Raw genomic sequence first — 13014 nt, 5'->3', positions numbered from 1 at the left:
TATAAAAATTATTTTCTAGGAGGGAATTTGTAATGAAACAAAAAAGAAAATCAGGAAGGAAGCTGCTGAGCTTTTTGCTCACGCTGGCTCTTGTTCTCGGACTTATGCCGGGCATGAGCCTGACGGCGCTGGCTTGGGACGGTGATCCTTATGCCAGTCTGGTGAATACCATAACAGTAGTAAAGTTTGACAGCAAGGATTGGTACCTGATTGAGGATAACTCGACGGCAGTTGATGCCGGGACAGTTACCTTGCTTTCAAAGGAATGTGTTGCTGCATCGATGTATGACAGCAATGGCCAAAGCAATACTTATAGCGGTTCTACAGTGGAAACAGCTGTAAACAATTACTACACGAACAGTATTTCGGACAACGTAAAGTCTGCAATTGTTGACAGCAAAATGTTTCTTCTGACAACGGATCAGGCAAATACAATCGATCAAGTGAATTCGGAAGTGCTGAAATGCAATAAAGCAAGTGGAGCGGATGACAATGTATGGTGGCTCTGCTCGCCAGGCGACGGTGATTTCTTCGCGGCGTGCGTGGTCGTCGATGACACCTACGTGGAAGACCTTGGCTACTATGTGGCGAACACGCTTGGTGTTCGCCCCGCTTTAAAGCTTGATCTGAGCAAGGTGGTGTTTGATTCTACATCAAATACATTCTCTGTTGCCTGTGGCAATGTGGATGTTACAGGAATATCGTTGACTCCGCTCGCCAAGCAGACAATCAATGTGGGTGAGAAAGTGTCATTCACGGCATCTGTATCTCCTGACAATGCCACGGACAAGAAGGTGAAGTGGAGAGTTGGCGGAAACGACGCGAGTGCTGTGAAGCTGTATTCTGATGAGGCTTGCACCACCGAGGTCGGCGCGGACGCCACCGATAAACTGACCGTCTACGCCAAAGGCGAGTCGGCAGGCAGCGCTCTCGTCGCCGCTACCAGCAATGCGGACAGCACCAAGAGCGTAACCTGCGACGTGACGGTGACGGTTGGCAAGGCGAATGCTGTCGCTGCGACGGTTACCGCGAACAGTCGCACTTACGACGGGACGGAGAAGCCACTGGTGACCGTGACCGGCGAAGCCACAGGCGGTGAAATGCAGTACGCCCTCGGCACCGCTAGCGAAGCTACACAACCTTATACCACATCCATCCCTACCGCCACCGACGCCGGAACCTACTATGTATGGTATAAAGCTGTGGGAGATGCTATTCATAGCGATTCGAATCCAGCTGTAGTTACAATTATCATATCTGAAGAAACACCGGTAGAACCTGAAATTAAAGAAGGCGATATAGAAGCTAAAAAGGAAGGTAGTGCACATGATGATGAAAAGATATCTATAGATAATGATCTTACAGAGATACGAGAGATAGTTTCAGGCGAGGCGTCAGTTGATGATAGTGACACGGTAAGGCTTATTCTTAATACAAATAGTGTTGATGAAAACGCTGATGAAAATAAGGAGGCAGTGGACTCTATTAAATCAATGATAGAAGCTGATAACCTGAATATTGGAAGCTTTTTAGATATTACCCTTTCGTTTATAGTTGAAGATGCAAACGGAACTGAAAAATCCAGTGGACAGTTGGCAGAATTAAATGGTAGATCATTAAGTGTCAGGTTCCCTATTCCATCCAAACTCCAAGCATCAGGAAGACTCTTTAGAATATTCCGATTCCATGGTGGAAAAGCAGAAGAAGTAGGTTCTGGAAGAGGAGATGCGGTTGTTTTATCATTGGATAAGTTTTCAATCTATGCAATAGCATATGAAGACGGCGCAGCACCAGAAGAAACTAAAGAGTCAGAAAAGAAGGTGGTAAAGCCTCACACCCACACCTATGCATGGGATAAGGTTGAAGCAACTGAAAGTCAGGATGGTGAACTTAGATATCAGTGTACAGAGTGCTATGACATCCTTGTGAGGGTCCCGCTTTCTGCTTACTACGTATTCAACGCCAATACAGTTGATAAGATAAACAAGGCAAAGCAGGGCGAGACAGTCAAGATCACAACTGACAGATGGATCTCTTTCCACAAGATGGTATTCGATGCCCTTGCAGCAAGACCTGATGTTAGCCTTGAAGTAAGCTTCCTTGATGGAGAATACAAAGGAAGCCGCGTATCCTTTACAATCCCTGCAGGAGCTGATAATAGCGATCTCTTTACAGAAAACAATTTCGCAGGATTTATGTATCTTGGCAACAAATATGGCTTAACAGCTGAAGAAAACTGATATTAATTGTTGAGAATATAAGGTAGTAATGAAATTTATGAAGAAGGTGCTCACTTACCTATTAAGGTAGGCGGGCGCCTTTTTGATATATCTATATTTTCTGGAACTGGAATGGAGTGGAGCGAAAATTGTTGAAAAAAATTATTGATAACAAAATAGAAATGTGATGCCTGTTATGATATATTGTAAGCGTATGCTAACATAAGAAGGAGGCAATTTATGAAAGATTATTTACAGATTGTACAGGTTATTGGTAGAGAAATTCTTGATTCAAGAGGAAATCCTACTGTTGAGGCAGAGGTTACTCTTGCTGATGGAACAGTAGCGACAGGTACAGCACCAAGTGGAGCATCAACAGGTGAGTTTGAGGCATTGGAGCTTAGAGACGGAGATAAGTCAAGATACCTTGGAAAAGGTGTTACAAAAGCTGTAGAGAATATCAATACCATTATCAATGATGCTATAGAAGGGTTGGATGCTTCTGATACATATGCTGTTGATGCAGCTATGATTAAAGCTGATGGAACAAAGGATAAGTCAAAGCTTGGAGCAAATGCTATTTTGGCAGTTTCTATTGCAACAGCGAGAGCAGCTGCAAAGAGTCTTGATATTCCTCTTTACAGATTCCTTGGCGGTGTATCAGGAAACAGACTTCCTGTTCCTATGATGAATATCTTAAATGGTGGAGCTCATGCAGATAGTGCGGTAGATACACAGGAATTTATGATCATGCCTGTTGGAGCTCCTTCATTTAAGGAAGCACTTCGCTGGTGTGCAGAAGTTTTCCATAATCTGAAAAAGCTCATCAAGGATATGGGAGATGTTACAGCCGTTGGTGATGAGGGAGGATTTGCTCCTAATCAGTTAAAGAGCGATGAGGAAGCTATCGAAAAGATCCTTGAAGCAATAAAGGCAGCTGGATTTGAGCCGGGCAAAGACTTCATGATTGCTATGGATGCTGCTGCATCTGAGTGGAAGAGCGAGAAAGGAAAGGGCTTCTATAAGCAGCCTAAGTCAGGAAAAGAGTTCACATCAGATGAGCTTATTGCTCACTGGGAGAGTCTTGTTGACAAGTATCCGATCATTTCCATCGAAGACGGACTTGATGAGGAAGACTGGGAAGGCTGGCAGAAAATGACAGCCAAGATTGGTAACAAGGTTCAGCTCGTGGGAGATGACCTGTTTGTTACTAACACTGAGAGACTTAGTAAGGGAATTTCTCTTGGCGCAGGAAACTCTATCCTAATTAAGCTTAACCAGATTGGTTCTGTATCAGAGACTCTTGAAGCCATCAAGATGGCTCACAATGCAGGCTATACTGCTATTTCTTCTCATCGTTCAGGAGAGACCGCAGATACAACAATTGCAGACCTGGCTGTTGCGCTTAACACATGCCAGATCAAGACCGGTGCTCCCAGCCGTTCAGAGCGTGTAGCCAAGTACAATCAGCTTCTCAGAATTGAAGAGATGCTTGGCGACAGCGCAGTATATCCCGGAATGGATGCATTTCATGTAAAGAAATGATTGTTTTATCATACTTTGCTTTTTACTTATATTAACAATTTCAAAAAAACTGAAACATAGGATAATTGCTTGAGAATATCAGCGATTATCCTATGTTTTATTTTGAGAATGTGACAAGTTAGAATCGCTTATTGCGTAAAAAAGGAAGTTTATTATAATTGAAAATGTGGCTAAAATGGATTTTAGTCAGAGAGTATTTTGGGGGAAGGAAAAGAAATAATGATAACCTACAAGTGTAGAAATTGCGGGGCTCAGCTGAAGGTTTCTGACGCTGGTGGATTTAGCTGCAGTTATTGCGGTTGCAGAGCCTTTATGTCTGATTCGGAACTAAGGGGTAACGAAGCATTCAGGCAAAAGATCCTTTCTTTTTACATGGCAAAAGCCATGGCCAGGGAAGATGATTATTCTGGGGATGATCTTTGGGAAGAGACGGGAAACGTCTCATTCATAATGGACAATTCAAAACCACTTACAATTGCATATATGGATAAATATATATATCCGGGCATGGAATGTTTTTTGGCAAAAAAGAGTGTTGTCTATGTATTTGATGATGACAAAGAGGCAGATATGTTCATGAAAGGGCTCCTTAGTCTGACATTCCCAGAGGCTGATATGAAGCTGGACAGGTGTTTTCCTATGCTGACACAGAGGCTCCATCTTAAGGACGGTAGGGAAGTACTTGTTTTTGTGCGTAAGCCATACTTTTATCCGGTGGAAGTTTTTGCACCTTTAAAGGCAGAGCATCTTGCCTGGGTGATTTCCCGTATGGAAAATATCTGCTGCGCATTGGAATTTTCAGAAATATCTCATGGGGATATCAGTACAGCCAGCGTATTTGTAAATCCTGTGACTCATGAGGGAATGCTCTTTGGTGATTACAGGAATGTTAAGCGATTCTCAACGCAAGGAGACCTTAAAAAGATCAGGGAAACAGCAAAGCAGGTAATGGAAAGAGATAGTGGCCCTTCGGAGCTTTTTGCTTTCCTTGATTCAAAACCAAGAGCAAATGCATATGAAGACTTTGAGTACTGGGATACTGTTATTGAAAAAGGCTTTGGCGGCCACAAGTTTGTGAGGTTTTAAGCCTTTGTTAATAAAAATGTATGTTGATCAATGATCAAAAAAGAAAAGTATGAAAAAAGGGGAAAAAGAAAATGGGATATGGAAGTTATTCAGCATCAGATTGGGTTAAGCTAAAAAACAGCAGAAATCTGTCAAGAAATCAGAGTGTAGAAGAGGTTTTTACAAAAAAACAGTGCGATCCAAAATATGATCCAAAATATATAGGAACAAGAGAGTGCTTCGATTCAGAAGATCATCCAAATACAACACCTATCGTTGTTGGCCTTGATGTCACTGGGTCTATGGGATATCTGGCAGTTGAAGTTGCTACAAATGCTTTAAATGAGCTTATCACAAAATTGTACTCTACAGGAGCTGTAGAAGATCCGGCTTTAATGTGCGCAGCATACGGTGATTATTTGGATGCTTCACCACTTCAGGTTACTCAGTTTGAATCTGATATTCGTATAGCGCAGCAACTTTTGGATATTTATTTTGAAAACCAGGGCTATGGTGAAGTAGTACCAACCTGCCTTTGGGAGTTCCTTGCCCATCACACGAACATTGATGCCATCAATAAGAGAAATGAAAAGGGATTTCTTTTTACTATTGGTGACAAGGCAACAATCAGAAAAGAGTATGTAAAAGATACCATTGAAAGAGTTATCGGTGATAAAACCGGATATATTTCAAGGGAAGCGGTGCTTGCTGCTGTTCAGAAAAAGTTTAATGTGTTTCACATTATGATTGACCACGGAAACATTGAAAATCAGGAGCTTTTGGCTGGGCACACGATCATTATTGAAAGGCAGTATATCGGCAATATTCCTGAAATAATCATTAGCACAATTCAGTTGCAGAAGGGTAAAAAACTTGACGAAGTGTTGGAGCAGTGGGAGGAGCTTGACAGACCTTCTATAAGTGCTGCGCTTTCACGACTTTCTTTTGAAGATAACGGAATCAGTTTATGAAAGCAATTGCCGTCATTGGTAAAAACTTTGGAGATGAAGGTAAAGGCCTTGTCTGTGCCTCTTTTGCCAAAAAAGAAAAAATAACGCTGATAGTTAAGCATAACGGAGGCGGCCAGGCCGGGCATACAGTAGAGGATGAGAGCGGAAAGCGGTTCATCCATCATCAGATAGGGTCCGGGGCTGAGTATGGCGCAGATACACTTTTAGCAGATACGTTTTTAGTTGATCTTTTTCAGCTTGGCAATGAACTGGAAGAGTTTGAGGCTGTATATGGTTTTACTCCTAAGATATACGCTGAAAAAGATACGAGGATCACAATCATAGATGATGTGCTTCGAAATATGTTCATTGAATCTGCCAGAGGAAAAGAGCGGCACGGAAGCTGCGGAATGGGCATCAATGAATGTATAAACAGGCATGAAAATGGACTTGTTCTTACAGTTGCTGATGTTCGTGATAAGTCTCTAAAAGAGCTGTTTGATATACTGGTCGATTTTAGAGAAAAATATGGTCAGAGAGATCTTGACTCTATATGTGACCTGTTTGAACGCAACAATCCTGGAAGAAGAGCGGATTATTATGATATGCTCACAAACAGTGAAGTCCTTGCAAATTTTGCAGAAAGCATAAAGGAGACGGTGAAGCACATTGAAATAATAGATGCTTCTTCTGATTTCCTGCTTGGCTATAAACAGGTTGTTTTTGAGACAGGACAGGGGCTTTTGCTTGATAATGACTACAAAAAGTTTGCTCCGTACCTTACACCGTCAAAGACAGGTCTTTGGAATATAGCATCTTTTCTTGATGAAAGAAATTTGAAACTTGATAGAGCGGTCTATGTTACCAGATCTTATGTTACAAGGCATGGTAACGGACCACTTCCGGGAGAGTGTGACAGAAATGAATTTCCCGAAGTAACCATGGACCTTACCAACATAGATAATGAGTGGCAGGGCTCTATCAGATATGCAAGGCATCGGGATATTGAAGACTTTGTACTACCTGTAAAAGAGGATTATAGAAGCGTAGGGCAGTTTAGAAGCGTGAAAGAAACGGAGCTTTCTATCTTTATTACGCATCTTAATGAAACTGACGGCTCCATTTATTTTAAGGATGGAGAGATTCCTTTTGATAAGCTAAAAGATATTCTGAAAACTAAATATGGCTTTTCCAATGTATGTGGCTTTTGGGAAAGATACTAAAATACAACTTAGAGGCTATAAACAAGAATGCTTACGCCATCGGCGTAAGCATTCGTAACAAGGATCAATTCTTTTGAACCAATTATTGTTTAATGATTTAATTCTTTTTTACTACGTGATCTTTATCCTTAAAGATATGTCCTTCAGGAATGCAGCCGCGCACAGAAGAGAGGGGATATACATTGCAATTTCTTCCGATAACTGTTCCTGGGTTAAGAACTGAGTTACAGCCAACTTCAACGTTGTCGCCGAGCATTGCGCCCATTTTCTTAAGACCTGTCTCTACCTTGTCATCAGCGCCGTTCTTAACTACTACCAAAGTCTTGTCGCTCTTTACATTTGATGTGATAGAGCCCGCTCCCATATGAGCCTTGAATCCAAGAATTGAATCTCCGACGTAGTTATAATGAGGAACCTGAACCTTGTTGAAAAGAATTACATTCTTAAGCTCGGTTGAATTTCCAACAACAGCTCCTTTACCAACGATTGCGCTTCCTCTTATGAATGCGCACTGTCTGACTTCTGCATCCTCATCTATTATGCATGGTCCTCCAAGGTAAGCGGAATCAAATACTTTGGCGCTTTTTGCAATCCATACATTTTCACCGCGTTTTTCATATTTATCAGCTGGAAGGCTGTTTCCAAGTTCAATGATGTAATCCTTGATACCTGCAAGAAGCTCCCATGGATATTCCTTTGTTTTCATATAATCAGCAGCGATAGTCTCATTTAGATCATACATATTTGAAATCTTAAATTCTTCCATGTTAAATACCTCACCTATATTTTTGAATTAACAAGACAATAATAACATATCTGAGAAGATAAGACTAAAAAATCTGTTAAAAAATAAACAACGTTATTGAAATTAGCATCATTATGTGCAAAAATAATGATGGTGTTTTCTGAGGGTATGTTTTCAGAAGGCATTATCTTTGGCCTGATGCTTGGCATGCATCGAATTATGGCCAGTCTAAAATTAGGTAGCAAGTAATGAAAGTTACTTCACAATACGAAAGGAGATTTTTTCATGATTTACTCTACAGAGGTAAAAAACATGTGCCCTGTTACACAAGGGGTACACCATGGTGCAGCTCCCATTCCGGAAGAGGCTAAGTGGGTTAAGTCAAAAGAAATAAAGGATATTTCCGGCTATACACATGGTATCGGCTGGTGTGCTCCACAGCAGGGCTGCTGTAAGCTTTCCTTAAATGTTAAGGACGGTATTATTCAGGAGGCACTTGTTGAGACTATTGGATGTTCAGGAATGACACATTCAGCAGCTATGGCTTCTGAAATTCTTCCAGGACTTACAGTTCTTGAAGCTCTTAACACAGACCTTGTTTGTGACGCTATCAACACAGCTATGAGAGAGCTCTTCCTTCAGATCGTTTACGGCAGAACACAGTCTGCATTCTCAGAGGATGGTCTTCAGATCGGTGCTGGTCTTGAGGATCTTGGTAAGGGTAACCGTTCAATGGTTGGTACAACATACGGTACACTTGAAAAGGGACCTCGTTACCTTGAACTTACAGATGGTTACATCACAGACATCGCTCTTGATGAGAACGATGAGATCATCGGATACAAGTATGTTAACTTTGGTAAGATGATGGACTTCATCAAAGCTGGTGATGATGCAAACACAGCTCTTGAGAAGGCTAAGGGACAGTATGGACGTGTTGCAGATGCAGTTCGTTGCATCGACCCAAGAAATGAGTAATAGGTAAGGAGGAAAATATACAATGGCTTTATTTGAATCATATGAAAGAAGAGAGCCCCAGATCCTGGCTTGCCTTAAGGAGTATGGAATTTCTTCTATCGAAGAGTGTAAAGATATTACAATGGCAGCTGGCATCGATGTTTACAAGCTTATCGAAGGCATCCAGCCAATCTGCTTCGAAAACGCAAAGTGGGCTTACACAGTAGGTGCTGCTATCGCAATCAAAAAGAACTGCCGTAAGGCTGCTGACGCTGCTGCAGCAATCGGAATTGGTCTTCAGGCTTTCTGTATCCCTGGATCAGTTGCTGACAGACGTAAAGTAGGTCTTGGACATGGTAATCTTGGAAAGATGCTTCTTGAAGAGGATACAGAGTGCTTCGCATTCCTTGCTGGTCACGAGTCATTCGCAGCTGCTGAGGGTGCTATCGGTATCGCAGAGAAGGCTAACAAGGTTCGTCAGAAACCTCTTAGAGTTATTCTTAACGGTCTTGGAAAAGACGCTGCTCAGATCATTTCTCGTATCAACGGATTCACATATGTTGAGACAGAGTATGATTACTACACAGGCGAAGTTAAGGAAGTATTCAGAAAGTGCTATTCTAAGGATGCTAATTCACCTCGTGCAAAGGTTAACTGCTACGGCGCTAATGACGTACAGGAAGGTGTAGCTATCATGTGGAAGGAGAACGTTGACGTATCTATCACAGGTAACTCAACAAATCCTACAAGATTCCAGCACCCAGTTGCAGGTACATACAAGAAAGAGCGTATTGAAGCTGGTAAGAAGTACTTCTCAGTAGCATCAGGCGGTGGTACAGGTCGTACACTTCACCCAGATAACATGGCAGCTGGTCCTGCTTCTTATGGTATGACAGATACTATGGGACGTATGCATTCAGATGCTCAGTTCGCTGGTTCTTCATCAGTTCCTGCTCACGTAGAGATGATGGGTCTTATCGGAGCTGGTAACAACCCTATGGTTGGTATGACAGTTTCAACAGCCGTTTCTATCGAAGAGGCTGCAAAGGCTGGTAAGTTCTGACCATGATGACTTGACGAGGTCTTGTCGAGTCTAGTCAGCATGGTCGTTCGGGCGAGCACGAAGTGCGAGAGCCGAACTTCCAAATGTCATTCGGTCGAGCACGAAGTGCGAGAGCCGAACTTCCTTGTTAAAGTATGTAAAAAGCGAGTGCCGTGCACTCGCTTTTTTTTACCTCCTTTTATCGGGGTGTTGTTCGTAGAATTTGTTTTTGTCTTTATACATGCGCTCGTCGGCATATCTCATGGCAAGACGCAGGTTTCCGGAATCGGAATCATGGTAGTAGCCTATTGCAAAATGAAGCCACTCCGGGTCTGATGCCTTTTCTCTAAGGCATTTTATCTTTTCTTCAAAATCCTTTTCAGTATCGAAGGAGATGATAGTAAATTCATCACCGCCTGCCCTGTAAATCTTGTCTGTTGCAAAAACTTCTTTTAACACATCAGCAGCATAAACAAGAAGTTTATCTCCCTGTTCGTGACCGCCAGTATCATTTATTGTCTTAAGACCATTCAGGTCACAGAAGGCTACGTTGAAAGGTCTTGGGTTAAATTCAAGTTTAAGCGCCAGCTCGTCTACATTTACGTTCATACAGTTTCTGTTAAATACTCCTGTAAGCATATCAACGTTACTGAGATACTCGAGCCTTTGTAAAAACAGGTGGTTAGCAACTTCAGATGATAAAAAGAATGAGATAAGTTCAATAGTTTCTTTTATCCTTACAAGATGACTTACATCGAAGTTGGTGATGTAGAGGTAACCTATTGTTTCTCCGTTGTGAGTAAAGGGAACAAGACACAGGCTTTGAACTTTATTTATTCTCAAGGTCTTAACCCAGGCAGGGGCCTTTTCCTCGTAGTAATCCATGTCATGTTCATCTTTTATGATGATACTGTTTGTCTTTTTTACAAGCTCTTCCCAGCTCTCAATTATCTCATATGGGAATTTAGAAAATATACCACGTATATCGTTTGAAGGGTCTGAGGATGCAGCACTTATGATGTCAAAAGTACGGAATTCTTTGTCAATAGTAAGAGTGCTTGCTGCATATGAATTCGTGTACTCTAAGATGTCTTTAGTTACAATTTCCATGCTATCAAGGAATTTGTGCTCGTTTCTAAGTTCAAGACAGGTCTTTATAACAAAGCTTGCAATGTCAGGGGAAACAGCTGCAAATTTGCCTGTATCCATTTCTTTATTCAGAGTATAAGAGAACTGGCAGTAGGAGATACCAGGATCATCGCTCTTCTCTGTTATGGGATTAAGGATGTCCTGAGTCCAGAAACCATACATTTTTGAGGTATCAACATATGTATTTATAAATTCGCCCTTCCACGCAGCTCTAAAGCATACATCTTCGAAATTTGGCTCTTTCGGAAGATGCATAGTATAGAGGTTTCCTTCAATTGTCTTTTCAAAGTTGTCGAAAGAAATATTTGCATCATTTTCTGTTCCCGCAAACATTTCATAATAGCTTTTTTTAAAAACGTTATTGATAACAGCAAAACGCACTTCACCGCAATTACCATACGCATCTTTTTCTACAGACATAATGGCACTTGGGATAGGTATCTGATTTATAAACGCTTTTAAAATTGTGTATTTTTCATTTGTCATATTATTTAATCATCTCCGGGTGTTCATAATAGAATTCTTCTTTGAATTCCTGACCGTACTGATTTGCAAATCTCATAGCTGTATGAAGTGAGCCATCTGTGGCGTCGGTATAGTAACCTACTGTGAAATATACCCATTCAGGATCTGAAGCCTTCTCTTTTAAGGTGTCGATCTTTTTGCTGAATTCTTCTTCAGAGCTGTTTGTTGATATTACTGCAAATTCATCGCCTGCAGATCTGTAAATAAAATCATCTTTAAATACTTCGCGAAGTATCTTTCCTGCATCTCTAAGAAGATTATTTCCAGCATCATGTCCCTGATTTATATTGATGGTTTTTAAGGTGCTCAAGGTACAGAAAGCAACACTGTAAGGAACAGGAGCCATCTTAAGTTCCATGGCAAGTTCGTCAACCTTTGTGTTCATGGCGTTTCTGTTTTGAACACCGGTACGGATATCAAGGGAACTCAGACTTCTTAATTTTTCAATAAAGATGTGGTGCGCTACCTCTGAAGCCAGGAAGAAAGCAACCATCTCAATTGTGTCTTTGAATCGTGCCAGTTGAGTTACGTCGAAATTGGTTATGAAAAGATATCCGATTATCATGTTCTGGTGAATGAAAGGCGCAAGGCAAAGGCTCTTTACATCATTTGCCCTAAGTGTCTTTACCCATTCCGGTGCGCGCTTTTCGATATCGCACATATCCTGTTCGTTTCTGATTATGATGCAATCTGTGCCCGAAATAAGGTCTTCCCATGATTCTACTATTTCATATGGGATGTCAGTGAAGATGTCATGAATGCTAACAAGGTTATTTCTAACGGATTCACTGATAACTTCGAACTGATAGAGATCTTTTGAGATTGTGACTATAGATGTGGCAAAAGAATCAGTGAATTCGCGGATTTCTTTTGTTACGAGCTCCATAGTGGTGTAGAAATCGTCATTTTTCCTGAGGTTAAGGCAGGTCCTGATGACAAAGCTTGCTATATCCGGTGAAATAATGGAGTACTTGCCGGAATCCATTTCTTTACTGAGATTGTAGATAAACTGGCAATATCCGATTTTGGAATCACCATTATTGTTTATGGGAATGACTATATCTTCAGTCCAATAGCCATAAAGCCTTGTTGTGTCGACATAGGCGTGATAGTGCTCGTTATTCCAGGCTGCTTTAAACAATATATCTTCAAATTTTGGATCTCTTGGTATTTTCAGGTCATAGGGCTGGCCTTCAACGTCTTCTCCGGTCATACTGAATTTGTCGTTTGTTGCAACCATGAGAATCTTCCCGCAGGTCCCGTCATCATTTTTTTCAACTGACAAAATAGCAGAGGGCATGTTGCACATGTTCACTATAGTTTTAAGTGTTTCATAATCGATACCAGACATTTTATCCTCCAAAGATTTCTGAAAATAACGGCATCACGATAATATTTATACTATTATATAATAGCATATAGGGACTTAAAATTTTTAATATCTCAATGTATAAATTATGAAATTCCTATTAAATAATCATTACAATGATACTTTAAAAAGAGGTATACAATTGATATAATGATTTTTGAGCGGCATGGCTTGACTGTGCCGCTTTTACTATAATTATCACAGCATTGGATCAGGATTTTTTTA

10 protein-coding genes are annotated in these 13014 nt (G+C 41.1%); 7 read left to right on the top strand and 3 right to left on the bottom strand.

The genetic code is table 11. From position 1 onward, the window contains the following. Positions 1 to 32 precede the first annotated feature (32 nt). The 5 genes from E7303_RS00760 to E7303_RS00740 all read left to right on the top strand — a co-directional run bounded on the left by E7303_RS00760 (position 33) and on the right by E7303_RS00740 (position 7002). On the top strand, positions 33 to 2240 hold the full coding sequence (locus E7303_RS00760) for a DUF6273 domain-containing protein (RefSeq protein WP_292143386.1): 2208 nt from the start codon (positions 33 to 35) through the stop codon (positions 2238 to 2240). Positions 2241 to 2459: 219 nt separating this feature from the next. Continuing rightward, positions 2460 to 3764: a phosphopyruvate hydratase gene (eno, locus tag E7303_RS00755; protein WP_292143385.1), complete on the top strand. Its 1305-nt coding sequence runs from the start codon at positions 2460 to 2462 to the stop codon at positions 3762 to 3764. A gap of 219 nt (positions 3765 to 3983) precedes the next feature. Then, positions 3984 to 4850, top strand: a complete 867-nt coding sequence (locus E7303_RS00750) for a hypothetical protein (RefSeq protein ID WP_292143384.1) — start codon at positions 3984 to 3986, stop codon at positions 4848 to 4850. Between the two features lie 71 nt (positions 4851 to 4921). Then, positions 4922 to 5800: a hypothetical protein gene (locus E7303_RS00745; RefSeq protein ID WP_292143383.1), complete on the top strand. Its 879-nt coding sequence runs from the start codon at positions 4922 to 4924 to the stop codon at positions 5798 to 5800. After that, positions 5797 to 7002 carry an adenylosuccinate synthetase gene (locus E7303_RS00740; protein ID WP_292143382.1) on the top strand — a complete coding sequence of 402 codons (1206 nt, stop codon included), beginning with the start codon at positions 5797 to 5799 and terminating at the stop codon, positions 7000 to 7002. Before E7303_RS00745 ends, E7303_RS00740 begins: the two co-directional genes overlap by 4 nt. A gap of 97 nt (positions 7003 to 7099) precedes the next feature. Here the strand turns inward: E7303_RS00740 and E7303_RS00735 are convergent, their stop codons facing one another. Next, positions 7100 to 7768 (bottom strand): UDP-N-acetylglucosamine pyrophosphorylase, encoded by a 669-nt coding sequence (locus E7303_RS00735; RefSeq protein ID WP_292143381.1) that lies wholly within the window; start codon positions 7766 to 7768, stop codon positions 7100 to 7102. A 264-nt stretch (positions 7769 to 8032) separates the two neighbouring features. On the opposite strand from E7303_RS00735, the gene E7303_RS00730 reads away from it, so the two are divergent. Together E7303_RS00730 and E7303_RS00725 are read left to right on the top strand one after the other, a co-directional pair. Next, on the top strand, positions 8033 to 8725 hold the full coding sequence (locus E7303_RS00730) for an iron-sulfur cluster assembly scaffold protein (protein WP_074883196.1): 693 nt from the start codon (positions 8033 to 8035) through the stop codon (positions 8723 to 8725). A 22-nt stretch (positions 8726 to 8747) separates the two neighbouring features. Continuing rightward, on the top strand, positions 8748 to 9767 hold the full coding sequence (locus E7303_RS00725) for a GGGtGRT protein (protein WP_074883199.1): 1020 nt from the start codon (positions 8748 to 8750) through the stop codon (positions 9765 to 9767). Between the two features lie 168 nt (positions 9768 to 9935). On the opposite strand, the gene E7303_RS00720 is transcribed toward E7303_RS00725, so the two are convergent. Beyond that, the gene (locus E7303_RS00720; protein WP_292143380.1) at positions 9936 to 11381 is read right to left on the bottom strand and encodes a GGDEF domain-containing protein; all 1446 of its coding nucleotides are present in this window, start codon (positions 11379 to 11381) and stop codon (positions 9936 to 9938) included. 1 nt (position 11382) lies between these two features. Then, positions 11383 to 12771, bottom strand: coding sequence for a GGDEF domain-containing protein (locus E7303_RS00715; protein WP_292143379.1), 1389 nt, complete (start codon positions 12769 to 12771; stop codon positions 11383 to 11385). Positions 12772 to 13014: the final 243 nt, after the last annotated feature.

Origin of the sequence: Butyrivibrio sp. (genome assembly GCF_015056685.1) — a bacterium.
GTDB lineage: Bacteria > Bacillota > Clostridia > Lachnospirales > Lachnospiraceae > Butyrivibrio.
This window is presented reverse-complemented; position numbering and strand designations above follow the sequence as displayed.

Bases quoted from the DNA above. Each gene is read 5' to 3' on its own strand.
- E7303_RS00760 (WP_292143386.1), top strand. From the start codon at position 33: ATGAAACAAAAAAGAAAATCAGGAAGGAAGCTGCTGAGCTTTTTGCTC.
- eno (WP_292143385.1), top strand. From the start codon at position 2,460: ATGAAAGATTATTTACAGATTGTACAGGTTATTGGTAGAGAAATTCTT.
- E7303_RS00750 (WP_292143384.1), top strand. From the start codon at position 3,984: ATGATAACCTACAAGTGTAGAAATTGCGGGGCTCAGCTGAAGGTTTCT.
- E7303_RS00745 (WP_292143383.1), top strand. From the start codon at position 4,922: ATGGGATATGGAAGTTATTCAGCATCAGATTGGGTTAAGCTAAAAAAC.
- E7303_RS00740 (WP_292143382.1), top strand. From the start codon at position 5,797: ATGAAAGCAATTGCCGTCATTGGTAAAAACTTTGGAGATGAAGGTAAA.
- E7303_RS00735 (WP_292143381.1), bottom strand. From the start codon at position 7,768: ATGGAAGAATTTAAGATTTCAAATATGTATGATCTAAATGAGACTATC.
- E7303_RS00730 (WP_074883196.1), top strand. From the start codon at position 8,033: ATGATTTACTCTACAGAGGTAAAAAACATGTGCCCTGTTACACAAGGG.
- E7303_RS00725 (WP_074883199.1), top strand. From the start codon at position 8,748: ATGGCTTTATTTGAATCATATGAAAGAAGAGAGCCCCAGATCCTGGCT.
- E7303_RS00720 (WP_292143380.1), bottom strand. From the start codon at position 11,381: ATGACAAATGAAAAATACACAATTTTAAAAGCGTTTATAAATCAGATA.
- E7303_RS00715 (WP_292143379.1), bottom strand. From the start codon at position 12,771: ATGTCTGGTATCGATTATGAAACACTTAAAACTATAGTGAACATGTGC.